At 52.8% G+C, this 24,428-nt stretch carries 24 protein-coding genes and 2 tRNA genes; 20 read left to right on the top strand and 6 right to left on the bottom strand.

Annotation, left to right across the window (positions count from 1 at the left end; genetic code table 11):
• Positions 1–65: 65 nt before the first annotated feature.
• From LG323_RS00590 to LG323_RS00550, 9 genes are all read left to right on the top strand, one after another.
• Entirely contained in the window at positions 66–632 is a 567-nt protein-coding gene (locus LG323_RS00590; RefSeq protein WP_404418134.1) for a hypothetical protein, read from the top strand.
• Between the two features lie 122 nt (positions 633–754).
• Positions 755–2,560: an acyl-CoA dehydrogenase C-terminal domain-containing protein gene (locus tag LG323_RS00585; protein ID WP_404418132.1), complete on the top strand. Its 1,806-nt coding sequence runs from the start codon at positions 755–757 to the stop codon at positions 2,558–2,560.
• Between the two features lie 211 nt (positions 2,561–2,771).
• Positions 2,772–4,568 (top strand): acyl-CoA dehydrogenase C-terminal domain-containing protein, encoded by a 1,797-nt coding sequence (locus LG323_RS00580; protein ID WP_404418130.1) that lies wholly within the window; start codon positions 2,772–2,774, stop codon positions 4,566–4,568.
• A 257-nt stretch (positions 4,569–4,825) separates the two neighbouring features.
• Positions 4,826–5,536, top strand: a complete 711-nt coding sequence (locus LG323_RS00575) for a hypothetical protein (protein WP_404418128.1) — start codon at positions 4,826–4,828, stop codon at positions 5,534–5,536.
• Between the two features lie 28 nt (positions 5,537–5,564).
• A complete protein-coding gene (locus LG323_RS00570) occupies positions 5,565–6,077 on the top strand; it encodes a transposase (RefSeq protein ID WP_404418126.1) in 513 nt (170 codons plus the stop codon).
• Positions 6,078–6,133: 56 nt separating this feature from the next.
• Positions 6,134–6,646: a hypothetical protein gene (locus tag LG323_RS00565; RefSeq protein WP_404418124.1), complete on the top strand. Its 513-nt coding sequence runs from the start codon at positions 6,134–6,136 to the stop codon at positions 6,644–6,646.
• 4 nt (positions 6,647–6,650) lie between these two features.
• Positions 6,651–7,256: a transposase gene (locus LG323_RS00560; protein ID WP_404418122.1), complete on the top strand. Its 606-nt coding sequence runs from the start codon at positions 6,651–6,653 to the stop codon at positions 7,254–7,256.
• A gap of 228 nt (positions 7,257–7,484) precedes the next feature.
• Positions 7,485–7,700: a hypothetical protein gene (locus tag LG323_RS00555; protein ID WP_404418120.1), complete on the top strand. Its 216-nt coding sequence runs from the start codon at positions 7,485–7,487 to the stop codon at positions 7,698–7,700.
• Positions 7,701–7,742: 42 nt separating this feature from the next.
• A complete protein-coding gene (locus tag LG323_RS00550; RefSeq protein ID WP_404418119.1) occupies positions 7,743–8,123 on the top strand; it encodes a hypothetical protein in 381 nt (126 codons plus the stop codon).
• A 198-nt stretch (positions 8,124–8,321) separates the two neighbouring features.
• Here LG323_RS00550 and LG323_RS00545 read toward each other — a convergent pair.
• Both LG323_RS00545 and LG323_RS00540 read right to left on the bottom strand, forming a co-directional pair.
• A tRNA-Gly gene (locus tag LG323_RS00545) sits at positions 8,322–8,396 on the bottom strand.
• Position 8,397: 1 nt separating this feature from the next.
• Positions 8,398–8,473, bottom strand: a tRNA-Glu gene (locus LG323_RS00540).
• Between the two features lie 207 nt (positions 8,474–8,680).
• Between LG323_RS00540 and LG323_RS00535 the strand changes: the two genes are divergently transcribed.
• From LG323_RS00535 to LG323_RS00510, 6 genes are all read left to right on the top strand, one after another.
• Positions 8,681–9,445 (top strand): hypothetical protein, encoded by a 765-nt coding sequence (locus tag LG323_RS00535; protein WP_404418117.1) that lies wholly within the window; start codon positions 8,681–8,683, stop codon positions 9,443–9,445.
• On the top strand, positions 9,435–10,298 hold the full coding sequence (ylqF, locus tag LG323_RS00530; RefSeq protein WP_404418115.1) for a ribosome biogenesis GTPase YlqF: 864 nt from the start codon (positions 9,435–9,437) through the stop codon (positions 10,296–10,298). Before LG323_RS00535 ends, ylqF begins: the two co-directional genes overlap by 11 nt.
• Positions 10,299–10,390: 92 nt before the next feature.
• Positions 10,391–11,596, top strand: coding sequence for a diguanylate cyclase (locus LG323_RS00525; RefSeq protein WP_404418113.1), 1,206 nt, complete (start codon positions 10,391–10,393; stop codon positions 11,594–11,596).
• Positions 11,597–11,707: 111 nt separating this feature from the next.
• Positions 11,708–12,922 (top strand): pyridoxal phosphate-dependent aminotransferase, encoded by a 1,215-nt coding sequence (locus LG323_RS00520; RefSeq protein ID WP_310696858.1) that lies wholly within the window; start codon positions 11,708–11,710, stop codon positions 12,920–12,922.
• Between the two features lie 66 nt (positions 12,923–12,988).
• Positions 12,989–13,882: a protease HtpX gene (gene htpX, locus LG323_RS00515; protein ID WP_310696859.1), complete on the top strand. Its 894-nt coding sequence runs from the start codon at positions 12,989–12,991 to the stop codon at positions 13,880–13,882.
• 107 nt (positions 13,883–13,989) lie between these two features.
• Positions 13,990–15,693 carry a methyl-accepting chemotaxis protein gene (locus tag LG323_RS00510; RefSeq protein WP_404418110.1) on the top strand — a complete coding sequence of 568 codons (1,704 nt, stop codon included), beginning with the start codon at positions 13,990–13,992 and terminating at the stop codon, positions 15,691–15,693.
• Here LG323_RS00510 and pdxB read toward each other — a convergent pair.
• Entirely contained in the window at positions 15,683–16,813 is a 1,131-nt protein-coding gene (pdxB, locus tag LG323_RS00505) for a 4-phosphoerythronate dehydrogenase PdxB (RefSeq protein WP_404418108.1), read from the bottom strand. The genes LG323_RS00510 and pdxB overlap by 11 nt on opposite strands.
• Positions 16,814–16,903: 90 nt before the next feature.
• On the opposite strand from pdxB, the gene LG323_RS00500 reads away from it, so the two are divergent.
• The gene (locus LG323_RS00500) at positions 16,904–17,191 is read left to right on the top strand and encodes a WGR domain-containing protein (protein WP_404418106.1); all 288 of its coding nucleotides are present in this window, start codon (positions 16,904–16,906) and stop codon (positions 17,189–17,191) included.
• Here the strand turns inward: LG323_RS00500 and LG323_RS00495 are convergent.
• Together LG323_RS00495 and rlmKL are read right to left on the bottom strand one after the other, a co-directional pair.
• Positions 17,188–17,451, bottom strand: coding sequence for a glutaredoxin family protein (locus LG323_RS00495; RefSeq protein ID WP_404418104.1), 264 nt, complete (start codon positions 17,449–17,451; stop codon positions 17,188–17,190). The genes LG323_RS00500 and LG323_RS00495 overlap by 4 nt on opposite strands.
• Entirely contained in the window at positions 17,448–19,640 is a 2,193-nt protein-coding gene (rlmKL, locus tag LG323_RS00490; RefSeq protein WP_404418102.1) for a bifunctional 23S rRNA (guanine(2069)-N(7))-methyltransferase RlmK/23S rRNA (guanine(2445)-N(2))-methyltransferase RlmL, read from the bottom strand. Before rlmKL ends, LG323_RS00495 begins: the two co-directional genes overlap by 4 nt.
• Before the next feature lie 233 nt (positions 19,641–19,873).
• On the opposite strand from rlmKL, the gene rmf reads away from it, so the two are divergent.
• The 4 genes from rmf to LG323_RS00470 all read left to right on the top strand — a co-directional run bounded on the left by rmf (position 19,874) and on the right by LG323_RS00470 (position 23,500).
• The gene (gene rmf, locus LG323_RS00485) at positions 19,874–20,092 is read left to right on the top strand and encodes a ribosome modulation factor (protein WP_310696865.1); all 219 of its coding nucleotides are present in this window, start codon (positions 19,874–19,876) and stop codon (positions 20,090–20,092) included.
• A 129-nt stretch (positions 20,093–20,221) separates the two neighbouring features.
• Entirely contained in the window at positions 20,222–21,139 is a 918-nt protein-coding gene (locus tag LG323_RS00480; protein ID WP_404418100.1) for a recombination-associated protein RdgC, read from the top strand.
• 25 nt (positions 21,140–21,164) lie between these two features.
• On the top strand, positions 21,165–22,325 hold the full coding sequence (locus LG323_RS00475) for a 1-acyl-sn-glycerol-3-phosphate acyltransferase (RefSeq protein WP_404418098.1): 1,161 nt from the start codon (positions 21,165–21,167) through the stop codon (positions 22,323–22,325).
• Positions 22,325–23,500 carry a cation diffusion facilitator family transporter gene (locus LG323_RS00470; protein ID WP_404418096.1) on the top strand — a complete coding sequence of 392 codons (1,176 nt, stop codon included), beginning with the start codon at positions 22,325–22,327 and terminating at the stop codon, positions 23,498–23,500. The genes LG323_RS00475 and LG323_RS00470 overlap by 1 nt, the downstream gene beginning before the upstream one ends.
• Here the strand turns inward: LG323_RS00470 and LG323_RS00465 are convergent.
• Complete coding sequence (locus LG323_RS00465) at positions 23,478–24,428, bottom strand: alpha-E domain-containing protein (RefSeq protein WP_404418094.1); 951 nt, start codon at positions 24,426–24,428, stop codon at positions 23,478–23,480. The two genes, LG323_RS00470 and LG323_RS00465, sit on opposite strands and share 23 nt — an antisense overlap.

Here is a 24,428-nt window from a genome sequence, read left to right as displayed (position 1 = left end):
TACCGCGTAGAAAAATGTGTCTATAGTGTTAAAGAACACCCTCTCCTGAACAGCAGGCACTTATTATGGTTTTACCTTCTGTAGACAACTCATCCGGCTCCTGGGCCAAACACAAGCCCGGGCAGGCGGCTGATACGGCCAAACCCTTAACGGCCAACAAGCTTGCTAAGCAGGATGCAGCCGACAAACAAGAAACCCATCTGCGTATTCAGGAAAAAAAGCAACCTGCTGAGCAGGAATCCGGCCTGAAACCCCTGGCGGATGAAACCTTTTCAGCCAGCAGCAATACCAGTGATGAAGAAGATGTCACAGCTGCCCAGCAGCAGACGGACAACACACCGGATTTTACACTGGAGTTAACCAGTCCCAGCTTTAAAGAACCCCAGCTTGCTGCATCCAGGCCGCAAAAAAACACCCAGGACAGCAAAGACGCCAGTGAACGTCCTGAACTGCCCTACACTTTCAGTTTTGGTGTCCGCCGCCCTTTTGCAATTGCCGTTGCCATGAGCAAGCCTTTACTGGGCAATGAAGCACCCAGCAGTTTTTCCCAAGCCATTCAACAAACCCTGGATCTGGCAGCCACCAATCGTCTGCCTTACGATAAAGGTGCGCAAATTAGCCTCGTGGCTTAAACCGCCCGCAAAAAAGTCGTGTAAGTTTTCTTGACACTCTCTCTGGTTTGGCTTAAGTTTCAAACATACGTTTGAACAAGTGTTCGCACACCAACAAAAACAGTGGTACGGAGTACAAGACTATGCCTACTTATAAAGCCCCCCTGCGTGATATCCGTTTTGTCATGAATGAGCTGCTCGGCTACGAAGAGCACTACAAATCCCTGCCTGATGGTGAAGAAGCCGTTGAAGTGGTGGATGCCATTCTCGAAGAAGGGGCCAAGTTTGCAGAAAATGTTCTGACCCCGCTTAACCAAATCGGTGACCAGCAGGGCTGCAAACTGGAAGATGGCAAGGTTCGTGTACCCGAAGGCTTTACTGAAGCTTATCAACAGTATGTGGAAGGCGGCTGGCCTTCCATGGCTCAGAACCCCGAATACGGCGGCCAGGGCCTGCCTCACTCGCTGGGCATGGTACTCAATGAAATGATTTGCTCCTCCAACCTGGCCTGGGGTATGTACCCCGGCCTGTCGCACGGTGCCATGAGTGCACTGGAGCATCATGGTACGGATGAACTCAAGCAAACCTACCTGACCAAACTGATTGAAGGCAGCTGGACGGGCACCATGTGTTTGACCGAACCCCATTGTGGTACGGATCTGGGGCTGATCAAGACCAAGGCGCTGCCTCAGGATGACGGCAGCTTCAAGGTCAGTGGCACCAAGATCTTCATCTCGGCTGGCGACCATGAAATGGCGGAAAATATTGTTCATCTGGTGCTGGCTAAACTGCCGGATGCGCCTGCGGGCAGCAAGGGTATCTCCCTGTTCGTCGTACCCAAATTCCTGCCGGATGCCGAAGGTGAGGCCGGTGAGCGCAATGGTGTCACCTGCGGCTCTCTGGAACACAAGATGGGCATTCACGGCAACTCCACCTGCGTCATGAACTTTGATGATGCCAGCGGCTGGATGGTCGGTCAGCCCAACAAAGGTTTGGCAGCCATGTTCACCATGATGAATGCCGCACGGATTGGTGTTGGCATCCAGGGTCAGGGTCTGATTGAAGCTTCCTACCAGAACTCACTGGCCTATGCCCGCGACCGTTTACAAATGCGTGCCCTGTCCGGTGCCAAAGAGCCTGAAAAAGCAGCTGACCCCATTATTGTGCATCCCGATGTGCGCCGCATGCTGCTCACCCAAAAAGCTTTCAGTGAAGGCGGACGTGCCCTGATTCTCTTCACCGCGCAGCTGGTCGACAAGGTTGAGCATGCCAACGAAGAAGACAGCAAAGAAGCCGATGAAATTCTCGGGCTTCTGACCCCCATCGTTAAAGCCTTCCTGACTGAAGTTGGTTTTGAAGCCACCAATGAAGGCCTGCAGGTATTCGGTGGCCATGGCTTTATCCAGGAATGGGGCATGGAACAGTTCGTGCGTGATGCCCGTATCACTCGCCTCTATGAAGGCACAACCGGCATCCAGGCACTGGATCTGCTGGGTCGCAAAGTGCTGATGAACCAGGGTGAAACCCTGAAGAAATTCACCAAACAGATTCACAAGTACTGCCAGACCGTCAGCAAGGAAGAAGGCATGCATGAATTCACCAAACCGCTTTCCGAACTCAACAAGGAGTGGGGCGACCTGACCATGAAAATCGGCATGTCAGCCATGCAAAACCGTGATGAAGTCGGTGCCGCTGCCGTGGATTACACTATGTATGCCGGTTATATCGTGCTGGGCTACTTCTGGGCGCAGATGGCTGAAATTGCTCAGAAAAAACTGGCCGAAGGCACCGACGAACAGGCTTATTACCAAGCCAAACTGGACACAGCACGTTTCTACTATGCACGTCTGCTGCCTCGCACACGCGCTCATGCGGCTGCCATGACAGCCGGTGCTGACAGCCTCCTGGCTATGGATGAAGCCGCTTTTGGCCTGACTTTTGAGGTGTAAAGAGTCTCTTTAGGGTAAGAGGAAGTTTTGGGCGGCCAAGTGCCGCCCTTTTTTATAGAATTCGGCTAATAGCCATATTTTCTTAACGTGATTGTGTTTAACTGCTAACCTGAGACCTACAGGTCACAAAGATTTCTTGTGCTATGCAGCAAAGCGGGTAAGCTTGCTGTATCAATGATTTAACTTGAACCCCCAGGACAGAGGTAACTCAATGGCAAAATATAAGGCTCCCCTGCGTGATATGCAGTTCGTATTGAACGAAGTCTTTGAAGCCGACAAGCTTTGGGCTTCCATGGAAGCCACCCAGGAAGTCACACCGGATCTGGCTGAAGCCATTCTCGAAGAAGGCGCCAAACTCACCGAAAACGAACTTTTCCCTTTAAACCTTTCCGGTGATGAAGAAGGCTGCCGCTTTGAAAACGGCCAGGTCTTCACACCCAAAGGCTTTAAAGAAGCCTATAAGGCACTGTCTGAAGGTGGCTGGATGGGTCTGGGTGGCAACCCGGAACATGGCGGTCAGGGCATGCCCAAGATGCTGACTGTGCTCTTTGAAGAAATGCTCTATGCCGCCAATGCCTCTTTTACTCTTTATCCGGCCCTGAACAACGGTGCCACCCTGCTGTTGGATTCCCACGCCAGTGAGGAAATCAAGGAAAAATACCTGCCCACCATGTATGAAGGCAGCTGGATCGGCACCATGTGTCTGACCGAGCCTCATGCCGGTACCGACCTGGGTCTGATTCGCACTAAAGCCGAACCCAAAGATGATGGCACCTATACCATTTCCGGTAACAAGATCTGGATCACCGGCGGTGAACATGACCTGGCGGACAACATCATTCACCTGGTGCTGGCCAAACTGCCCGATGCTCCCAAGGGCACGCGCGGCATTTCCCTGTTCCTGGTGCCCAAAATCAAGATCAATGAAGACAACAGTCTGGGCGAAGCCAATAACGTCAACTGCGGCAGCATTGAGCACAAGATGGGCATCAAGGGTTCTGCTACCTGTGTGATCAACTTTGACGGTTCAGATGGCATCATGATTGGTGAGCCGCACAAAGGCCTGGCCGCCATGTTCACCATGATGAACTATGAACGCCTTTCGATTGGTATTCAGGGTCTGGGTTTGGGCGAAGTGGCCTACCAGAGCGCCATGGATTTTGCCAAAGAGCGCCTCCAGTCACGTGCTCCCACCGGCCCTAAAAACCCGGACAAGGCCGCTGACCCCATTCTGGTTCATCCTGATGTACGCCGTATGGCCCTGAATGTACGTGCCTTCAACGAAGCCAGCCGCGCTTTTGCCAGCTACGTGGGCATGCAGCTGGATATCAGCAAATACCATGCAGATGACACCACGCGCAAGCATGCTGCTGATCTGGTCGCCCTGCTGACTCCAATTGCCAAGGCCTTCATCACCGACCGAGGTTTTGATGCCACCGTGGAAGCCCAGCAGATTTATGGCGGCAGTGGCTATTGCTCCGAATGGGGTGCTGAACAGTATGTTCGTGATGCCCGCATCGCCCAGATCTATGAAGGCACCAACGGCATCCAGGCCATGGACCTGATGGGTCGCAAGGTGTTCTCCAACAAGGGCGAATTCCTGGCCATCTTTGCCAAGGACGTACGTGAATTTCTGGCTGAATGCTCCGGTCAGGACACCATGCAACCCTGGGTAACCACTCTGGAAACCGAACTCAAACGCCTGGAAAGCGTGACCGAAGCCGTCATCAAAGCAGCTTCTGAAAACCCTGAAGAAATTGGTGCGGCAGCCGTGGATTACCTCAACCTCTTTGGCGTGGTTGCCTATGGCTATATGTGGGCACGCATGGCCAAGGTGGCTCAGGACAAGGTTGATGGTGACTCTTCCGGCTTCTATGCCGCCAAAATTCAGGTCAGCAACCACTACCTGAAACGCATCCTGCCTCGCACCCTGTCACTGGAACAACAGGTTCTAGCTGGTGCCGAGGTACTCATGACCCTGGACGAAGAAGCTTTCTACCCTGAGTGATTTCTTCCCAGTCACAAAAAAGCCCCGAACTCGGGGCTTTTTTTATGCTGCCAGTCCATTGCTCTTATTCCGTAGGCTGGGTAACAGTGTTGTCGTCCAGTCCAGAGTCACCTTAACGCCATTAGAGCACATCCTGGTTATATCGACCCATTCCGGGGGGGATGATGTGGAGAAATTTGGTCCCTTATAAAATAGCTGCTGCGATAAACTGATGACATCAATTGATATTGCTTCCTATCACAGCATTGCTCGAAGATATGTTGAGGAGTCATGGCAAACCTTATTTCCCACGACCAGAGCTTCAAAATCAGATCCTCGACTACCCAGAGGAGGCGATTCGTTTTTACGCTTCTGAAGAAGCTCAGGCGCTGGATCGAAAACCCAAAATTCTTCCCATTCGTCAGGAGCAGCTCAAAGAGCAGTTGGGGGATAGCTTTCGAGCACTGGACACTCCGATTCTGCTTGAGTGGCCCAACGGTGACCGTGAGGCCTTACTGTTTGTGATCGAAGAAGAAACCCAGAGCAGCCGTTTCTCGATCCGGCGCCTGATTAAGTATTGCCTGGATATCACGGAGCTCTACCAGACAGATCGCGTGGTTCCAGTGACCATCTTCACCAGCCCGGCTCCCAATGCCCCGGTGCAGCTAAAATTAGGGGGTGACCGGCACACCTACCTGGACTTCCACTACATTAAGTGTGCCCTGAAGGAACTGGATGCGACTGACTACTATCAAAGTACCAACATCATCGCCCATATGAACCTTCCGCTGATGAGCTACCCTGATGACCAGAAGCTGGAGGTGTTTCACCACGCCATTCAGGGTCTCATCACTTTAGAGACAGACCCTGGCAAGCAAGCCAAGTACGCCGACTGGGTGGATATTTACAGCCACTTGGATGAAAATGAAATCAATGAATATGAACAGCGTTCAGGCTGTAGAAAAACCTCCCTGGCTATGCTGAAATGAAGCATCCCTGAGCAACCGGCCCTTTCTCATGCCCAAGTTCAAACACTACGACTACAACCAGACTGCGATGGTGGTCATCAATTATCAGGATCAGCTGCAGCCGGGTACTTTTGAGCATGCACTGCATTACCTGATTTCTGAAAAGCTCGATCTTTCTGCTTTCCACCAGCCTTACAAAAATGACTCAGAAGGCCGTCCGGCTTACGATCCAGCCATTCTTCTAAAGATCATCCTGTTTGCCTATTCCAAAGGCATAACGTCCAGCCGGGAAATCCAGTGGTGCTGCAACACCAACATCATCTTCAAAGCCCTGTCCTGCGATACCGTTCCTCACTTTACGACCATCGCCCATTTTGTCAGCAGCCAGCCCCAGGCCATTGAAGACCTCTTTGAACAAGTTCTTCTGGTCTGTGATCAGCAAGGCCTTTTAGGCCATGAACTCTTTGCCATTGATGGCTGTAAAATGCGCTCCAATGCTTCAAAGGAAGGTCGGGCACCTTTAAAGAGCTGGAGCAAAAACGCCAGAAACTCAAACGCCTGATCCGTCACCACTTAAATGAGCATCAGGAGCGTGACACCTGGGAAAGTGAGGAAGAATTGGATCAGGACATCCGCAAGGCCCAAACCATCCTGACTCTGAATGAAGCCGCTGAAAAGGTTGATCGCTTCCTAAAGACGAATACCCCAAGGAAGGGGCAGAGTAAAAGAGGCAAGGAAGTCAAAAGCAACATCACCGATAACCAGTCTGCCAAGATGGCCGGTGTATGCTTCCTGCAAAACCGGCATTTCCTACATCCATGTAGGTCACCCATCAGCAAAGGCACCATTCAGGGCTATAACGGCGTGGCTTCCGTCGACAAGAAACACCAAATTATCATTGATGCCCAAGCCTTCGGTGAAGGGCAGGAACACCACACCCTGCAACCGGTTCTGGAAACCATCCAGGATCGTTACCAACGACTGGGCATCCATGACAACCTTTATAAAGATCAGATTGTTGTCACTGCCGATACCGGCTTCGCCAACGAAGCCAACATGACAAATTTGTCGGGAGCAAATTTGAACAGCTTTAGCTGGCCCGTAGGGCGAGTCTCAGGAGGAGACGAGTAAATACTTGCACGAGAATGAAATTAACGCCTACATCCCAGATAACCAGTTCCGCAGCCGTGACCCCAAATTTGCTCACCAGAAAGACAAACACGGCAAACGCCATCAGACACCCGGCAAACCCAGGGCCAAACAACTCATCCCAGCCAGTGAGTTCCAGTTCGACCCCATTAACCTGACCTGCATCTGTCCTGCTGGAAACCAGATCAGCCACCGAGGCACCCGAGATAATGATCAAGGGGTTCCTACTGCTTATTTTGAAGGCCGATTGCTGCAGTGCCGGAACTGCAAGAAAAAACACCAGTGCATGAAGAATCCAGCTTCAGCCGATCACAGAAATGGAGCCGGACGCCAAGTCAGCTTTCCACTCAATGACAAACGGCCACCCAGCTACACCGACTGGATGAAACACCGTGTGGATAGTCCCAAGGGCAAGCAAATTTACAGCCACCGGATGTCGGTTGTTGAACCTGTGTTCGGCAACATCGGTACCAATAAAGGACTGAATCGCTTCAGCCTGAGAAGCAAAGCCAAGGTACAAGGCCAATGGCAGCTCTATTGTCTGATCCACAACATTGAAAAGCTCGCCCACTATGGCAAGCTGGTTCAATAAAGCAGCAGAGCCAGGGCCAAGCCAGCCCCGAAAAGAGGCGCTGCAAGCCGCATAAACACTGGCTTACAGAAGCAAAAGGCTGAAAAGGCCAGAAACACAGAATAAAGTAAGGGTTGCCGACCAAAACCGGCAACTCAAAAATGAAAAACAGAAAACGAGCTGTTGGTAGGAAAAGCTGGCTGGAAAGAGGTTTTTCTTCAGGCTCGTTACCCAGAGGAGAAACAAGTCATGGCTGGATTCGCAGAACGCTATAGATTAGAAGGCGAAGTCAGAGGTGAAATAAAAGGTGAGGCACAGACCCTACTGAAGCTCATTAAACTCAAGTTTGGCGATCATCCTGAATGGGTTGAGGCGAAACTCAATGATGCGGACGCCGCTCAACTCGATCGCTGGGTAGCTGGCATTCTGACCGCCAGCAGTATTGATGAGCTATTTTCCTCTTGAATGCTTGAGCAGAAACAGCGTCACTCAGAGGAGGGGCAAGTCATGGCTGGATTCACAGAGCGTTATTTAACTCAAGGTCGTGAAGAAGGCTATGAAGAGGGCCTGGTCAAAGGCGAAGCTCAGGCTCTACTCAAGTTGATTACCTTGAAGTTCGGTGAATACCCTGACTGGGTAGAAGCCAAACTGAATGAAGCGGATGCTGCTCAGCTTGACCACTGGGTAGCGAACATTCTTACCGCCAATTGCCTGGATGAACTTTTTTCAATTCATAGCACTTCGTACGTTCGCAACAGACAACCAATAGAAAATACACAACACAATCGAGATCACCGCTCACCACTTGAGAAATTGCGTGGCAGTGTTTTGGAGTTTAAAAACCCTACTGATCCGGTTGGCGTGGACGATTGGGAGGCACTGCTCTGAATCTAAATTTCGGCTACCTTTGTCAGGTCTTCCAAGGCATCAAAAATCCTTAAAGCCCAGGTCTGTAACACGCTTGTTATCGGATATTCTGGACGCAAAGAAACTGAATAAGGTGCGAAAGAAGCAGCTTATGAAAGCTAAGCGTCTGTTTTTAAGCTATAACGAAAAAAACCAGCCCGAGGGCTGGTTCTTGAAATCTGGAGCGGGAAACGAGATTCGAACTCGCGACCCCAACCTTGGCAAGGTTGTGCTCTACCACTGAGCTATTCCCGCTTGGCGTCCCATAGGGGGTTCGAACCCCTGTTACCGCCGTGAAAGGGCGGTGTCCTGGACCACTAGACGAATGGGACGTGTTAGCTGCTCCGTTCAGGATGGCGCGTATCTTAATGAGGCTTTCAAAAGCTGTCAACACTTGATTGCAACTTAAGTGGTTGAACTCAGGTAAATCTCACTTCTTTATCAGTCTTTTATTGTCAGTGGCCCAGGCTTTGTTAGATACTAACTCCTTTAAGGGTCAACAGGGGTATTCAGTAAGGATCCCTAGCAGGAGCTGAAGCATGGTTATAGTGATTGTTCTGGTGGGTATTTTTATCGTCGCGCTGGGACTGATGCTGTTTGTATTTGCCCACCAGCAAAATGAAAAAAAGAAAATCGAAATGCAGCGGCGCATTCGCACCTTGGCTGACCGCGGTCGTCAGATGCAAATATTGCTGGACGAGCTGCCTCCGCATTACCTCTCACAGGACTTGCGGGTCTTCATTGCCAGCCAGTGGCTGGACTTGCTGCATGAGCAAAAAGAGTTGGGTGCCAAAGAGTCCAAGCTCAAGCCCGAGATGGAAGCGGCACAAAACAAGCTGGATGAAATCCGCAGCAGCAACCAGGCCAAAGAAGAACCAGTGACGGACATCCAGGTTGCTAATGGTGTGCGCCGCAACCTGAAACAACTCAACAAGGTCATCGTCAGCCTCTACCAGGATAAAAAGATTGCCCACCGTATTGCCCAGACCTACCTCAACGAAGTCAAGCAGGGCTTTACGCAAACCATGGTCGAAGTCTTCAGAGCATCGGCTCGTAAAGCCGAAGCAGAAGGCAACCTGAGGATAGCAGTGGTTCATTACAAGCGGATCATGAGTGAACTGAATCGCAACAATCCCAGCGGTGTGCATAACCAGACCCTTCTGGAATGCCGCAAGACCATTCAGGATTTGGAGGAGCGGATCGCACTGGAGTCCGAAAGTACCGACAACGAACTGGCGGAAAGTGTTGATGAGATGATGGAAGAAGAGGAAAGCTGGAAGAAGAAGCAGGTTTATGACGATTAACTGGTATCCGGGCCACATGCACAAGGCCCGCAAGGAAATCAAAAAAGCCCTGCCGGAAATTGATGTTGTTATTGAAATGCTGGATGCCCGCCTGCCCTTTTCCAGTGCCAACCCGGTGCTGGGCAAGCTGGCTGAGCACAAGCCAACCCTCAAGCTGCTTTCCAAAAGCGATCTGGCTGATCCGGAACTGACAGCCCAGTGGATTCATTTTTTTGAGCAGCAGGCTCACATTCGTGCCCTGCCCATCATTACCACGGATCTGAAAACCCTGGCCCCCATCGCCAAAACCTGCCAGCAATTGGCTTCCCAGGTTCGTGAAAGCCGCTCGGTCAAGGCCTTGGTCATGGGGATTCCCAATGTGGGCAAGTCCACCCTGATCAACAGCCTGGCCGGTAAAAAAATGGCCAAGGTGGGTAATGAGCCTGCCGTAACCCGTCGCCAGCAGAAAATCCAGATCGGTGACCGGCTGCAGATCATTGATACCCCTGGCGTCCTCTGGCCAAGAATTGAAAACCCGGACAGCGTTTATCGTCTGGCAGCCTCGGGCGCTGTTCGTGATACCGCCATGGATTATGAAGAAGTCGGCTACTGGGCTGCCGAGGCCCTGCTTGAGCGCTACCCACAAATGCTGATAACACGTTATCGGCTCAAAGAAGAACCCGGCAATGCCGAGCAGCTTCTGGAAGCCATTGCCCGCAAGCGGGGTGGCTTGAGACCCGGCGGCATTATTGATTACCACCGCGCCTGTGAGGTGCTCTTGCATGATTTGCGCGGTGGTCATCTGGGCCGTATGACTCTGGAAAAACCGGACGACATCCCCCTGCCGGAAGAGGCAGCAGAAACACAAGAATAAGTTCAGCAACAAATAGTTGTGCAAAAACAACTCAAGAGCTTTATCCTTAACCAAAAGTACACCTACATATCTGACAAGCAGGAGTAACACTCGTGGACACCAGTGAGCGCAGACGTCACCAACTGGCGATAAGATGGAAAAACCCCTGGGAACCCCAGTGGATGCCAGCCAGCCTGCGCGACACGCTCAACAACCGTTACCACTCGCGTGATTTCAACTACGCCCGCAGCGAATACCTGCGCACGCGTTTATTGGTTGTGGGCCTGGTTTTTACCCTGCTGGCCCCGCTCTGGCTGCTGGTTGATTATCTGCTGTTGCCGGTCGAACTTCTGGGCGAAGTTGCCCTGGGTCGCCTGGGCTTGATGGTGACACTGCTGGGTGTTCTCTATACCGCCTGGAAGAATCAAAATAAGCTCAACCGCCTGCGCAACGCTCTGGCTGTATTACTGTTAGCCCCGGCAATTTTTTATGGTTATCTGGTGGTGATGTTCGGTGACCAGCTGTCTTCCCTGGTGGGCTACAGCTTCATTCCACTGCTGTTAATCGCCTTCCTGAGCGTTTTTCCTCTGACACTGGTGGAAAGTTTTGGCATCGGCCTGATGATTTTCACTATCCAGCTGCTGGCCCTGTCCATCACCGGACAACTCAGTACGGCTTATGGCTGGCAGGATCTCTGGCTGCTGGGCACTCTTCTGGCCATCTCCCTCTGGGCTAACCATTCCCAGGTCAGCGCCCTATTGCGCCTTTACCGCCAGGCCAGTATGGATAGCCTGACCGGGCTTCTCAACCGCGGCATCCTCATGAAACAACTGGAGGAACTCTGCAGACAGCGTGATGAACTGGTCAAGGACAAGGAAACACCCAGCCCCATCACACTCCTGATGTTTGACCTGGATCGCTTCAAAAAAGTGAATGATACCTATGGCCACTCCGTGGGTGATCAGGCACTGCAGGTTTTTGCCCAAATACTGCGTTCCGAACTGCGCAAGAATGATCTGGTGGCACGTTATGGTGGCGAGGAATTCATGGCCGCCTTGCCCGGCACACCCAAACAGGATTCCCTGGATGTTGCTGAACGCATTCGCAAGCAGTGTGAACAGGCTTTTGTTCTCGCCCATGACGGTGAAAAGGTCACCTTTACCACCAGCATCGGCATCACCCAGATCAGAAATGATGAAAGTCTGGAAGATGCTCTGCAAAGAGTTGACTCTCGCCTCTACATGGCCAAGCATCAAGGGCGCAACCGTTATATTGATGCTGACTTGCCACTGGATGAGCAAGACCTCTCCCACCGCTGATTAACTCTTTGATGCCAGTTTTTTTTGCTGCACAAGGCAGACAAAAACCTGTGGGCTTGGTAATCTTTCGCCTCGCCCCTACTGGCATTTTTTTGTTACGGAACTCCTGGCATGCAACCGATTCGCAAATCCAACAAACTTCACCACGTCTGTTATGACATTCGCGGGCCTGTTCTTCAGGAGGCCAAACGCCTGGAAGAAGAAGGTCACCGCGTTCTCAAGCTTAATATCGGCAACCCGGCCCCCTTTGGTTTTGAAGCGCCGGATGAGATCCTTCAGGATGTCATGCGCAACCTATCCACGGCGCAGGGCTATTGCGATTCCAAGGGGCTTTACTCGGCACGTAAAGCTGTGATGCAGGAATGCCAGCGCAAACAGATTGCCAATGTGGAAATCGAAGACATCTACCTGGGCAACGGGGTCAGTGAACTGATCGTCATGGCCATGCAAGCTCTGCTCAATGACAACGATGAAGTCTTGATTCCGGCTCCGGATTACCCTCTGTGGACTGCGGCTGCACGCCTGGCGGGTGGCAAGGCCGTTCACTATGTGTGTGATGAACAAAGTGACTGGTATCCGGATATTGATGATATCAAGAAAAAAATCACCGATCGCACGCGTGGAATCGTCCTTATCAACCCCAACAATCCAACCGGCGTGGTTTACAGCAAAGAATTACTGGAACAGGTTATTGAAGTCGCTCGTGAGCACCAGTTGGTGATTTTTGCCGATGAAATCTACGACAAGATTCTCTACGATGGCACCGAGCATATTTCCCTGGCCAGCCTGGCCGATGATCTGCTTTTCTGTACCTTCAATGGCCTCTCAAAAAGCTATCGGGTGGCAGGTTTCCGTTCCGGATGGCTGATTCTTTCCGGTGCCAAACACCTGGCTCAGGATTTCAATGAAGGCCTGAACATGCTGGCTTCAATGCGCCTGTGTGCCAATGTGCCTGCCCAGCATGCCGTTCAGACGGCTTTGGGCGGCTATCAAAGTATTAATGATTTCATCCTTCCGGGTGGTCGTTTGCTGGCCCAGCGTGATCGTGCCTATGAGCTGATTACCCAGATTCCGGGCGTAACCTGCGTCAAGCCCAAGGGTGCTCTGTATATGTTTCCACGGCTCGACCCCAAGGTCTTCAATATCCAGGATGATGAAAAATTTGCCCTGGATCTTTTGCAGCAGGAAAAACTCCTGGTGGTTCAGGGCACTGCCTTCAACTGGGGACAGCCGGATCACTTCCGCCTGGTCACTCTGCCTCGGGTGGACCAGCTTGAAGATGCCATAGGCCGGATTGAGCGCTTTTTGTCGCGTTATCGTCAGTAGGCTTGAAACTTGATCCCTGAACACCCATCTAATTCAAGGTTTATCAATTTCTAGGAGTTTTGCACCATGATGCGAATCGGTTTGTTTCTTCTGACCAACCTGGCAGTCATTGTTGTTGCCAGTATCGTCCTGAATCTTCTGGGCGTGGGCAGCTATCTGGATCAAAGCGGCGGCTTGAATTTAACCAGCTTGCTGATCTTCTGTTTTGTCTTTGGCATGGCAGGCTCTTTTGTCTCCCTGCTGCTTTCCAAGTGGTTGGCCAAAAAAGGCACCCGCACTGAACTCATCACCCAGCCACGCAATCAGCAGGAACAATGGTTGTTGCAAACTGTGGAAGAGCTGTCCAAGAAGGCAGGCATAGGTATGCCGGAAGTGGGCATCTTCCCTGCCCAACAATCCAATGCCTTTGCCACCGGCTGGAATCGCAACAATGCCCTGGTTGCTGTGTCCGCAGGTCTTCTACAACGCATGAGCAAGGATGAAGTACGTGCCGTTCTGGCCCATGAAATCGGTCACGTTGCCAATGGCGACATGATCACCCTGGCTCTGGTTCAGGGGGTGGTCAACACCTTCGTCATGTTCTTTGCCCGCATCATCGGGCACACCGTCGACAAGGTGATTTTCAAGAATGAAGGTAGCCATGGTATTGCTTTCTTTGTCACCACTATTTTTGCCGAAATCGTACTGGGTATTCTGGCCTCGGGCATCGTGATGTGGTTCAGCCGCTTCCGCGAGTTTCGTGCCGACGATGCCGGTGCTCGCCTGGCCGGTTCAGGAGCCATGATCAGCGCCCTGGAAAGACTGAAAGCTGAACAGAATATTCCCAATGAGATGCCCGACAGCCTGACGGCTTTTGGCATCAACAAAGGGCATGCCACGGATATGATTCAGAAGTTTTTCTCCAGCCACCCACCGCTGGACGATCGCATCAGTGCTCTACGCAATAAGGCGTATGCCTAAACCAATATTTTTAAGTTAAAATAGAAAAGCTTTAAGGGGCTGGGACAACCGGCCCTTTTTTATGAACTGAATATGACTCGCCAGTCACTTTTTATGGAGCACTCATCATGTTTAACCTGGCCACTATTGGTGGACGGCTGCTCACCCTTCCGGCTACAGCCCTACTGGGACTTCTGCTGCTTGCAGGGGTTGCTCTGAATGCCATCAACACCACCCTGACTGAAGAACGCGAGGCCAGGGTCATGGCTGTGATTGAGCTGGCTGAGAAGCTGGTCGATCACTACCAGGAGTTGGAGGCTTCCGGTGAGCTGACCCGCGAAGAAGCGCAAAAGCAAGCCCAGGATGCCTTGCGCAATCTGAGATATGATGAGGTCGAATACATCTGGGTCAATGACATGACCTCGCCTATCCCCAGAATGATCATGCATCCCACCGTTTCCAGCTTGGACGGCCAGATCCTCGACAACCCCAATTTCCATTACGCCACCCTGTCCCGCAACCAGGATGGTAGCCGGGTTCAGACCCTGGACAATGAAAACCTCTTTGTCGCCTTCACCAACACGGTACGCGAATACGGTTCCGGTTTTGTGGAATACCAGTGGCCCAAACCCCTGGCTGAAGGTGGAGTCACCGAGGAGCGTTTCACCAAGCTTTCCTACATCACCCATGATGAAGAGTGGGACTGGGTGTTGGGTTCCGGCATTTATATTGATGATGTCAGTGAACACTTCTGGTTTTTGGCTCTCCAGATAGGTTTACTGGCTTTGGTGGTGATTGCCGTTATCCTGGGCCTATCCATTTATATCCGCAGCTGGGTTTTAAAGCAGCTGGGTGGTGAAGTGGCCGATGCCAAGAAACTGGTTAATCGGGTTGCACAGGGTGACTTTACCGCAGTCAATCTGCGCAAGAAGGCTCAGCCGGACAGCATTATGGGAGCTGTGAGTGCCATGGCTCAACAACTTGGCGAGATGGTACGCAGTATCAGCGAAGTCTCGGAACGCCTGAACCGCTCGGCATCCGACCTGAGCCAGGTCGCCAAAGAAGGCCATGCCACTCAGGATCAACAAACCCAGGAAACCGATCAGGTCGCCACGGCCATCCATGAAATGAGTCAGACCATCCTGGAAATTGCCTCCGGCGCCCAGAAAGCGTCCGAAGCGGCCACAGCCACGGATAATGAAGTGCTGCAGGGGCGCACCTCCGTCCATGAGGCCGGAGAAGCCATCAGCAATCTCTCCAAACAGATCAAGGAATCCACTCAGGTTATTCATAAACTCAGTGAAGACACCACCAATATCGGCAGCGTTCTGGAAGTCATCCAGGACGTTGCCGAGCAAACCAACCTCCTGGCCCTGAACGCTGCCATTGAAGCCGCCCGGGCGGGTGAAGCTGGCCGTGGCTTTGCCGTGGTTGCCGATGAGGTTCGCGCCCTGGCCAGCCGCACCCAGCAGAGCACTGAAGAAATTCACCGCATGATTTCTTTGCTGCAGGAAGGCGCCAAGAAGGCCGTGAAGGTCATGGATGCCAGCATTCATGAAGCCGAAGCCACGGTGACTGCTTCATCCCAGGCCGAAAAAGCCCTGGATTCCATCACCAAAGCGGCCGAAGACATTCGGGAAATGAACCGCCAGATCGCGACTGCTGCAGAACAACAGTCCAGCGTTGCTGATGAAATCAACCGCAATGTCAGCAACCTGGTCAGCCTGTGTGAAGACAGCTCCGCCGCCACCCAGCAGACTCATTCATCCGGTCAGGAACTCACCCAGCTGGCTGAAGAGCTGAATCAGCGTATCCATCGCTTCAAGGTTTAAGTAAAAAGCCCAGGGCCCGAAGCGCAGCAGCTTGCTGAGGGTCACTGGCTTCCACCTGCAGGGAAGAGAACTCACGGCGCAGGGGGTAGTTTTTACGCAGCTGTTGGTAAGCTTCGGCTGATGGCAACTGCTGTAAAGCCAGACGCAGTCTTGCCGCATCGGCTCGCGGGTCATAAACCAGTAGGGCCGCACGGCGGCAGGCTTCCTCCGGTGACCAGCCAGGGTTTAACTCCAGGCACTCCACCGGCGGTGGTGGCAGAAAATCCTCCAGACTTTTATCCGCAGGCTGCTGCTGATAATCGCACCAGGCCCGATAGATTGCCTGGGTTCCCCGACTTTTCCCTTCCAAGCTGTAACCGGCAATATGCGGGGTAGCCAGATCACAGCAGTCGAGCAATTCAGCATCCAGCTCTGGCTCACCGGCAAACACATCCAGCAAGAGCGTCAGTTGCAGCCCGGCTTCTAACTGCTTCTTCAAAGCCACTTGATCAATCACCGCACCGCGCCCGGCATTCAAGAGTATCTTGCCTTGCAGTTGCCGTAATTCCTGCTCACCCAGCAGCTTTTCACTGGGAAAAGGGCCAGTGCGAGTCAAAGGTGTGTGCAGGCACAAAATATCCGCTTCCTGCAGCAACTGCTCCAAAGGAACAAAACCGGCTTCACCTGCGGCTTCTCGTGGTGGATCGTTCAGCAACAGACGACAACCATAATCTTTAAGACGACGGGCAAGGCGGCTGCCCACCTGCCCGACCCCCACAATACCCAGGGTTTGCTCTTTCAGGGTAAAACCCCGCTCCTGAGCCAACCAGAGCAAACTGGACAACACATAGTCCACCACTGAGTCGGCATTGCAGCCCGGCGCACTGGCAAATTGAATACCGGCCTGTTGCAGCCAGGCTTGATCAATATGATCCACGCCAATCGTTGCTGTGCCCACAAAACCCACCGGAGTGCCTTGCAACAATTCGGCATTAACTGGCGTCACCGAGCGCACCAGCAGCCCATCGGCATGAAGCAAATCCTGCCGTCGGATTTCAGACCCTGGAAGGCGTACCACCTCGGCAGAAGTGGCAAAGAAGTCTTCAATCCAAGGCAGATTTTCATCCACAACCAGACGCATCTTTTCAGGTTCCTCTTCAGAAGGCTTTCTACCCGGCAAAAAAAAGGTTTACAATCCAGGTAGTTATTTCTTAACCCCTAGAGGCTCACCTTGATTGTTCGCTGGGAAAAAGGCCAGGATTATTATCTCGTTCACGTTCACCAGGACATGTTTGGTGACTGGCTGGTGACGCGTGTCTGGGGCCAAAGCGGCACCCAGTACGGGGGCATCAAACACACTCTCGTCAACTCACCGGAAGAAGCTGCCATTCTGGTGGATGACGTGCGCCACATCCAGGAAAGCCGAGGCTTCCACACGGTACTGGAAGCCAAGGCTCCGGAAGAAATACCGGCTGAGCTTCAGGACACCATGAAAAGCGAACTGCCTTTTAATGATTAACAACGCAACCGACCAATCCAGTCTTCCAGTTCCCTGGCGGTAAACGGCCAGCCAATTTCCATGCCGCAGGGGCTGGCAATCACCGGAATACGTTCACCATAGCGGGCCATTAGCAGTTCGTCTTCGGCAATATCCACTTTCGCCAGGCCAAAGCCCTTCACCAGCCAGGGTTCGAGCAAACCAAGAGCCTGTTCACAGAGATGGCAGCCATCGGTCGTGTAGAGGGTTAACTGCTGACTTTCTTTTTTGAAGTCATTCATAGCACGGGATTCCTGATTTCAAAACACTGGTGGATGCGCGGGTTACGTTCAAAATCCGGGTCAAGAGTCTGGCGGCTGATGTCTTTCACTTCATATCGGGCCTGCAGCTCTTCACTGATTTTAAAACCCCGCAGGTTATTGGAAAAGATCAAAAGACCATCACTGCTTAACCGGCGCATGGCCAGGTCCACCAGCTCTTCCTGATCGCGCTGTATATCCAGGGTTCCCTGCATGCGCTTGGAGTTGGAAAAGGTGGGCGGGTCCATGAAGATCAAATCATAGCTGCCTTTGTCCTGTTTGAGCCAGTCACGGCAATCCGCCTGGACGACCGTATGGTGCCTGGGGTTCAACTGGTTGAGTTGCAGGTTGCGCTCCAACCAACCCAGGTAGGTTTTGGACAGATCAACACTGGTCGAGCGTATCGCGCCACCCAAAGCAGCCTGAAGGGTAGCCGCACCGGTATAACAAAACAGATTGAGAAAACGCTTGCCTTGGGCTTCCTGAAAAAGACGCAAACGGATAGGGCGATGATCCAGAAACAGGCCGGTATCCAGATAATCATTCAGGTTGACCAGCAGTTGGGCCTGGCCTTCACGAACCGGGAAGTAGTCACCCTGCCCGGCGAGTTTTTCATACTGCTGCTTGCCGGTCTGGCGACGGCGTTGCTTGAGATGAATCCGCTCGGCAGGAATTTCCAGCACCTGGGGTAAGGCCATCAAGGCATCGGTCAGGCGTTGATTGGCTTTGTCCGGGTCGATACTGGCCGGGGGTGCGTACTCCTGAACATGCACCCGATCCCCGTAAAGGTCAATCGCCAGGGCGTATTCCGGTAAATCGGCATCATAAACCCGGTAGGCTTCCACGCCTTCACGCTTGACCCAGCGTGAGAGTTTTTTCAGGTTCTTTTTCAGACGGTTGGCAAACATCTGCCCGCCTTCAGTAAGTTCCTTGGGCTTTTCCGGCTGTTCGGCACGCTCCTGCTGTTTGCGCTGAATCTGGGCGACCTGTTGGTCTTCAGCACCCGCCAAAGGCAGTTCAAACAGGTAAAGCTGGCATTCCAGGGAAGCATTCTGCAGTGGATAGGTTTTGTAAGGCTTCAAGGGAACACGAAACGCCAGTTCCTTATGCTGGGTGAAGAGCGCCAGCCACCAGCCGGGGTAGCCCTCAAGTAGCTTTTGACCCAGCTCGGTATAGATCGGCAGCAGGCTGGGAATATCTTCCAGGCGCTCACCATAGGGTGGGTTGGTGATCACCAGCCCTTTTTCTGCTGTGGCCGGGGGCAGATCCTGGATGGGGCGTTGCACCAGGGTGATTTCCTCCAGCAAACCAGCCCTTTCCAAGTTGCCTTTGGCCGCTTGCAGGGCACGCGGGTCCATATCGCTGCCCTCCAGCTGCAAGGCCACCCCTGCCGCGGCTTCCTTACGTTCCTGGGCTTCATCCAACAATTCCTGCCAGATGCTGGGACGATGGCCCAGCCAGGTTTCCACGCCATGCCAGGGGCGCAAGAGTCCCGGTGCAATATCACGAGCGATAAAAGCGGCCTCGGCCAGCAAAGTGCCGGAACCGCAGAAGGGGTCCAGCAACGCATAACCCTGACGCGCCAGTTCCGGCCAGCCTGCCCGGTACAAAAGACCGGCCGCCAGATTTTCTTTCAGGGGGGCTTTGGCGGCCTGCAGGCGATAACCGCGTTGATGCAGACTGCCCCCACCCAGATCCAGACTGAGTTGTGCTTTGCCTTTTTCCAGACGCAGATGCAAGCGCACATCCGGTCGCTCCCGATCCACGGAAGGTCGCTCGCCTTCCCGTTCGCGAAACCAGTCAGTGATGGCGTCCTTTACCCGCAAGGCGGTGTCATGGGTGTTGCGCAGCTGCGGGGTGGTTCCGCTGGCATCAATCAACAAGCTGCCGCTGGCCAGCAGGTGTTCGCTCCAATCCAGGCCACTCAACCAGATATTAAGGTCTTGGGCATCATTGACTGACGCCTCATCCAATTGTAAATGCAGGCGGTTGGCCAAGCGTGACCAGATCAGGGCACGATAGGCTTGAGCCAGAGTGGCCTCACCCAGAACCCGTCCCACACGTGGCCTGGCCTGGGTGAAGCCAAAAGCCAGAAGCTCTTCCGCCAGTAGCTGTTCCAGCCCGCGTGAACAGGTGGCGTGAAGGGTGTAAACCTGATTGAGTAATGCCATTGAAGACTAGAAACCTCGATTGCATGGGGTTATCAGAACCCGCCAGACGATAAATAAAAAAAGCTGTCATTCACTTGGCAATTAGCCTACAAATAGAGGTGAGGCACTTGCCGAGCCGGTGACCTGCCGTAGATCGAAAGCTGTATCTTAACAATAAAAGGAGCTGCAGGATGCAATCTTCCAGGAAACTTCTGGTGATCGCAGTTCCCTGAAATAGAGAGAGGCCGTAATCTATGAAGAGTCAGAAACGAGATCGTGCTCAACGCGTTTATACTCGTGGCTACCAGGCTGGTATCAAAGGCCAGTCAAGAGAAAAATGTCCTGCCCTCCAGGACGATTTGCGCACCAACTGGATCAGTGGCTGGCGCGAAGGCCGAGAAGATATGTGGTCCGGCATGAGGGGTGTCTCCGCTATTCACAAAAATCCCGCAGTGGTGACCGGCGCCTCCTGAACTTTTCTTACCCGTTAAGTCAAATTGCCGAACAGACCCGTGCTACCCGCGCGGGTCTTTTGCATTCTATTGGCTTCAGGCGCCAGGATCAGGGATAATACGCGGCTCATTTCCCTCAAGGACTTTTTAATGTGGTTTAAAGCCCTACGCATTTATCAGGCACGTACAGCCCAGCCCTGGAACAGCGAAAAGCTGCAGGAAGCTCTGGCCACCCGCCCGTTTCGCCACTGTTCCAGCCAGGAAGAAATGACCGCTGGCTGGGTTTCTCCAAGTGGTACCGAAGCACTGGTGCACAGCCAGGGTGATCACTGGCTGCTGAAATTGAAAATCGAAGAAAAAATTCTGCCCGCCTCAGTGGTTCGTGAGCATCTGCAAGACAAGGCTGAAGAAATCGAAGCCACTGAAAACCGCAAGCTGGGCCGCAAGGAAAAACAAAACCTGGCCGATGAAATCCGCCTGGACTTATTGCCCCGTGCCTTCACCCGCTCCCGCACCCTCTGGGTGTGGCTGGATGGTCAGAACCATCGGATTCTGATGGACAACACCACCGATAAACTCTGCGAACAGGCCCTGAATCTGTTACGTGAAGGCCTGGGCAGCCTGCCCGTTGTACCTCTGAGCACTCAACTGCCTGCCAGCCAAGTGATGACCCACTGGCTGGACGATCAGCCGGCTTCGGGTGTGGAGTTGCTGGACTCCTGCGAACTGCGTGACCCGGAAGATGACAAGGCCGTGGTGCGCATCAAGGGTCAGGCCCTGGCCGGAGAAGAAATCAAACAGCACCTGGCTGCCGGAAAACGTGCAACCCAACTGCGACTTAACTGGCAGGATCAGGTAACCTTTACCCTGACCGATGCGCTGATTCTGAAAAGTCTCAGCTACGCCGATGAGCTTCTGGAAGAGGCAGAAGATGTCAACCCGGACCAGGACCCGTTGATTGCTCTGGATGCCGAGTTTATTTTAATGAGCAATACCCTGACGGCTCTGATTGACCAGCTCATCGCTCTGCATCAGGGTCTGAGTGACCCGCAGTTGGCTGACCAATAATAATATCCGAGGCTAAGCTTTACTCATGGAAACCAGTTTGATGAATACCTCGCCAGAGGCTTTTGACTCCATCCGCCCTTACCGTGATGAAGAGGTGGAAGAGGTTCTTGAGCGTCTGGCCGAGGACCAGGAATTCCTGACCGCCCTGTTACGTTTCAAATTTCCCCGCCTGGCCAATTCTTTTCTTGCTCCGCTGCTAAGACGGGTCATCAGCCAGCTCCTTAAAAAACGCCTGGCAAAAATCCACTCAGTACACGACCTGCAACTCTATGTAGCCGGTTATATGGCCCGCATGCTGGCCACCACCACCCAGGGCTTTAATGTTGATGGTCTGGAAGAGCTGGATAAAAATCAGAGTTACCTGTTTATCAGCAATCACCGTGATATTGCCATGGACCCAGCCCTGGTGAACTATGCTCTGCATACTGAAGGTATGAACACGGTACGCATTGCCATCGGCGACAACCTGCTGCAGAAACCCTGGGTGACCGACCTGATGCGACTTAACAAGAGCTTTATCGTCAAACGCTCTGCCAAGGGCGTGCGGGAAATGATGAACTCCTTCAAGTTGCTCTCGGAATACATCCATCACAGCCTGAAAAATGAGAACCACTCCATCTGGATTGCCCAGCGTGAAGGTCGCGCCAAGAATGGCATCGATCACACCGACCCGGCCATTATCAAGATGTTTGGCATGGCGAAAAAGAAATCGGTAATGCCACCGGCTGAAGTGCTGGCCAGCCTGAACATCGTACCTGTTGCCCTGAGTTACGAATACGACCCTCTGGGTGTGCAGAAATCCCGCGAAGTCGTGACCAAGGAACAGGAAGGCGAATACGCCAAAGCCGAATTTGAAGACATCCTAAGCATTGCCCAGGGGATTTCCGGCTTCAAGGGCCGTGTTCAGGTGGCCTTTGGCAAACCCCTGACCGCTGAAGACATGCCCACGCCGGATGCGGCAGCCAAAGCCGTGGATGAGCAGATACGTCGTCTTTATCGGCTTTTCCCCAGCAACTACCTGGCGCTGGAAGCTTTGGATGAACTGGGTGACATAGCAGTTCCTGAGTTTGATACCGCCACCCGTGCGGCTTTTAATGAACAACTGGCCGCCTGCCCTCAGGAATATCGCAAACAATGGCTGACGATGTATGCCAACCCGGTTAAAAATTACCTGAGACGCCTGTAATGACTAGCCAAACCCAGGAAAACACACCCGACAAGCACAATCTGGAAGCTCAGGCAGCCCGAAAAGTGACCCTGATCGGTGCTCTGGTGAATGCTTTGAATGGTATTCTGAAAATCCTGGTGGGGTTTTGGGCCAACTCCCATGCCCTGGTTGCTGATGGTATTCATTCCTTTTCTGATTTATTCAGTGACATTCTGGTACTGGGTGCCTCCCATTTTGGTCGCCAGAAAGCCGACAGTGACCACCCCTACGGTCATGACCGCTATGAAACCCTGGCCACCCTGATCCTGGGAGCCATTTTGATTGCCGTGGCCGGTGCGCTGATCTGGGACAGCATCAGTCGTCTGCTGACCCCTGGTGCCATCGTCATTCCCGGTGCCATAGCTCTGGTGGTGGCGGTTGCATCGGTGCTGAGTAAAGAGTGGATTTATCACTACACCCTGAGAATTGCCCGTAAAATCAATTCCAAACTGTTGGAAGCCAATGCCTGGCATCATCGTACCGACTCCCTGTCCTCCATCGTTGTTTTTGTTGCCGTGGGCGGGGCTTTGCTGGGCTTTCCCTGGTTGGATCAGGTTGCAGCCATTCTGGTAGGCCTGATGGTTGCCCGCATTGGAGTCAAGTTGATCTGGGACAGTCTCAAGGAGCTGGTGGATACCGCCCTGCCTGAAGAGGAAACCCATAAAATCCGCACGGCTGCACAGAGCATTCCCGGCGTCAGAGATGTCCATCACCTGCGCACCCGCACCATGGGCAGCCGTAGTCTGCTGGATATTCATCTGCAGGTGGCCCCTCATGTCAGCGTCTCCGAAGGCCATGAAATCGGGGTCTGGGTCGCCCGTCACCTGCGCGATGAGTTTGAACATATTTCCGACGTCACTTTTCATATCGACCCGGAAGACGATGCCGAAACCGACAACCCCGATCCCGATACAATGCTACCGCTGCGTCCTGATGTGCAGACTCTGCTCAATCAGCGCTGGGAAGGCGACCCCTGGTATGAAAAACCCCACCAGAGCACGCTGCATTATCTGGAGTTGCATATAGACGTTGACCTCTTCTATCGGGTCGATCAACTACCGATTGAAGAAGTCGAGCAACTGGAAGTGCGTTTGAAGGAGCGAGCCGCCGACCTGCCCTGGTTACGTGCAGTCAGGGTTTGGGTGGGTGTTTAACATCATAGTAGTTGCTAACCAGTGCCGTATGAACCTGATTCAAACCCACCTGCAACTCATCCATAAACAAATGTAGCTGCTCCGGTTCATGGGCCAACTCTTCCACATCTGCTGCTATCAGCAGGCGCGCCAGATCATCGACCAACCCTTGTACCTCTTCGCTGCGAGGGAGTGGTAACAAGGCCAAGGACAAGTCTTTCAAACTGCAAGCCACTGCGCGTGGAAAGGCCGTATCCTGAATCAGAAAGCGCAAAACATCCGGTCCACGTACCCTCAAACGCACCTGCTGACGGTACATTTGAAAACCGGTCAGGGATTTCAGCACACTCATCCACTGCAGGTTTTCAAAAGGCTTCAAGTCTTCAGCTGTTTTAGGCAAGAGATTGGCAGAGCGTACATCAATAATGCGGGTGGTCATGTCTGCCCGTTCCAAACTGCGCCCCAGAGTCAAAAAGGTACGCGTCTGGGTGTGACTGAGTGTACCCTCGATCAAGCCCGTAACTGTCTGGCAACTACGTATCACCTGCTTTAAAAAGCTGTCACGATTGCGCGGAGTCACACCGGATTCGACCTTTGCCGCGATATTCAAATACAGCTGATTCACTTCTTCCCAGATTTCCCGAGGCAGAATCTCACGGGTGGTTCTCAGGTTTTCACGTGCATTGGCCAGAGAGGCAATAATAGAACTACCGTAACGTCGGTCACCGCACAAAAACTGCAGCACACTGGTTTCATCAGGCCGGGTATAGTGTTTTTCAAAAAGCTCTTCGGTACTGGTGATGTTGATCAGAGAATCCCAGCCCAACTTGGTGGCATGCGGAAAATCCAGTAACAGATGGCTGTTGACGCTGATCAGGCGGGCCATATCCTCAGCCCTCTCCAGATAACGCGCCAGCCAGTAAATATTTTCAGCGACTCGGGATAACAT

This window comes from Marinospirillum sp. (assembly GCF_044810985.1).
In the GTDB taxonomy this organism is placed as follows: domain Bacteria; phylum Pseudomonadota; class Gammaproteobacteria; order Pseudomonadales; family Halomonadaceae; genus Marinospirillum.
This window is presented reverse-complemented; position numbering and strand designations above follow the sequence as displayed.

Coding starts and splice junctions, on each gene's coding strand:
- LG323_RS00590 (WP_404418134.1), top strand. CDS start 66: ATGGTTTTACCTTCTGTAGACAACTCATCCGGCTCCTGGGCCAAACAC.
- LG323_RS00585 (WP_404418132.1), top strand. CDS start 755: ATGCCTACTTATAAAGCCCCCCTGCGTGATATCCGTTTTGTCATGAAT.
- LG323_RS00580 (WP_404418130.1), top strand. CDS start 2,772: ATGGCAAAATATAAGGCTCCCCTGCGTGATATGCAGTTCGTATTGAAC.
- LG323_RS00575 (WP_404418128.1), top strand. CDS start 4,826: ATGTTGAGGAGTCATGGCAAACCTTATTTCCCACGACCAGAGCTTCAA.
- LG323_RS00570 (WP_404418126.1), top strand. CDS start 5,565: ATGCCCAAGTTCAAACACTACGACTACAACCAGACTGCGATGGTGGTC.
- LG323_RS00555 (WP_404418120.1), top strand. CDS start 7,485: ATGGCTGGATTCGCAGAACGCTATAGATTAGAAGGCGAAGTCAGAGGT.
- LG323_RS00550 (WP_404418119.1), top strand. CDS start 7,743: ATGGCTGGATTCACAGAGCGTTATTTAACTCAAGGTCGTGAAGAAGGC.
- LG323_RS00535 (WP_404418117.1), top strand. CDS start 8,681: ATGGTTATAGTGATTGTTCTGGTGGGTATTTTTATCGTCGCGCTGGGA.
- ylqF (WP_404418115.1), top strand. CDS start 9,435: ATGACGATTAACTGGTATCCGGGCCACATGCACAAGGCCCGCAAGGAA.
- LG323_RS00520 (WP_310696858.1), top strand. CDS start 11,708: ATGCAACCGATTCGCAAATCCAACAAACTTCACCACGTCTGTTATGAC.
- htpX (WP_310696859.1), top strand. CDS start 12,989: ATGATGCGAATCGGTTTGTTTCTTCTGACCAACCTGGCAGTCATTGTT.
- LG323_RS00510 (WP_404418110.1), top strand. CDS start 13,990: ATGTTTAACCTGGCCACTATTGGTGGACGGCTGCTCACCCTTCCGGCT.
- pdxB (WP_404418108.1), bottom strand. CDS start 16,813: ATGCGTCTGGTTGTGGATGAAAATCTGCCTTGGATTGAAGACTTCTTT.
- LG323_RS00495 (WP_404418104.1), bottom strand. CDS start 17,451: ATGAATGACTTCAAAAAAGAAAGTCAGCAGTTAACCCTCTACACGACC.
- rlmKL (WP_404418102.1), bottom strand. CDS start 19,640: ATGGCATTACTCAATCAGGTTTACACCCTTCACGCCACCTGTTCACGC.
- rmf (WP_310696865.1), top strand. CDS start 19,874: ATGAAGAGTCAGAAACGAGATCGTGCTCAACGCGTTTATACTCGTGGC.
- LG323_RS00480 (WP_404418100.1), top strand. CDS start 20,222: ATGTGGTTTAAAGCCCTACGCATTTATCAGGCACGTACAGCCCAGCCC.
- LG323_RS00475 (WP_404418098.1), top strand. CDS start 21,165: ATGGAAACCAGTTTGATGAATACCTCGCCAGAGGCTTTTGACTCCATC.
- LG323_RS00470 (WP_404418096.1), top strand. CDS start 22,325: ATGACTAGCCAAACCCAGGAAAACACACCCGACAAGCACAATCTGGAA.
- LG323_RS00465 (WP_404418094.1), bottom strand. CDS start 24,428: ATGTTATCCCGAGTCGCTGAAAATATTTACTGGCTGGCGCGTTATCTG.